This is a genomic window from Streptomyces amakusaensis (assembly GCF_039532665.1).
Classification (GTDB): domain Bacteria; phylum Actinomycetota; class Actinomycetes; order Streptomycetales; family Streptomycetaceae; genus Streptomyces; species Streptomyces amakusaensis.
In genome coordinates this window covers 1-1,041 of the sequence record NZ_BAAASB010000077.1, presented here as the reverse complement: position 1 = coordinate 1,041, position 1,041 = coordinate 1, and the positions used below count along the sequence as shown (strand labels likewise).

Annotated in this window: 1 protein-coding gene; it reads right to left on the bottom strand. The window is 70.3% G+C overall.

The annotated features are described in order from the left end of the window. Window positions 1-1,041, bottom strand: a 1,041-nt coding sequence (locus ABD371_RS35700) for an amino acid adenylation domain-containing protein (RefSeq protein ID WP_344486934.1), incomplete at both ends; no start/stop codon positions are given.

Genomic DNA, 1,041 nt, shown 5'->3' with positions numbered 1-1,041 from the left:
CCGTACGGATCGGCGACGAACCGGCCCGCTGTGAGGGCGGCGCGGCCGGCGTAGCCGCGCGCCAGGCCCTCACCCGATACGTAGAGTTCGCCGGTGACGCCGACGGGGACCAGCCTGAGGGCGGGGTCGAGGACGTGGAGGCGGGTCCCGGTGACGGGGCGGCCGATGGACGGGCGGGCATCACCGGTCAGGGGCCGGGAGAGCGCGGCGCAGACCGTGGACTCGGTCGGCCCGTAGGCGTTGATCATCCGCCGGCCCGGCGCCCACCGGGCCACCAGCTCACCCGCACACGCCTCCCCGCCCACCACCAGGGTCTCCAGCGACGGGAGTTCCGCCTCCGCCAGACCCGACAGGACCGTCGGCGGGATCAACGCGTGCGTGATCCGGTGCCGGTCCAGCTCACGGACCAGAGCCTCACCGCCGAGACGGCCCGCCGGAGCCACCACCAGCGTCCCCGACGACGCGAACGCCATCAGCATCTCCATCACCGCCGCGTCAAAACTGAACGACGCCAGCTGCAACACCCGACTGCCCGCGCTCAGCCCGAAACGGTCCACCTGCTCCGCCGCCAACGCACCCAGCCCCGCATGCGACACCACCACACCCTTCGGCCGGCCCGTCGACCCCGAGGTGTAAATGACATACGCCGCGTTCTCCGGGTGAAGGGCGCTTTGACGGTCGGTATCCGTCAGATCCGCATCCGAGCAGCGGGCAAGCGCCTCTGTCGTCTCCGGACTGTCGAGTACCACCACCGGCACACCCGTGTCCGGCAGCGCACCAACCGTCCCGGCGGTCGTCAGAACACACACCGGACGGGTATCCGCGAGCATGAACGCGACACGGTCCACCGGATACTCCGGATCCACCGGCAGATACGCACCTCCCGCCTTCAACACCCCCAAAGCCGCCACCACCGTCTCCACCGAACGCGGCACCGACAACGCCACCACCCGCTCAGGCCCCACACCCAAACCCACCAGCAAACGCGCCAACCGATTCGCCCGCGCATTCACCTCCGCATAGGTGAGGGAAATCTCGCCG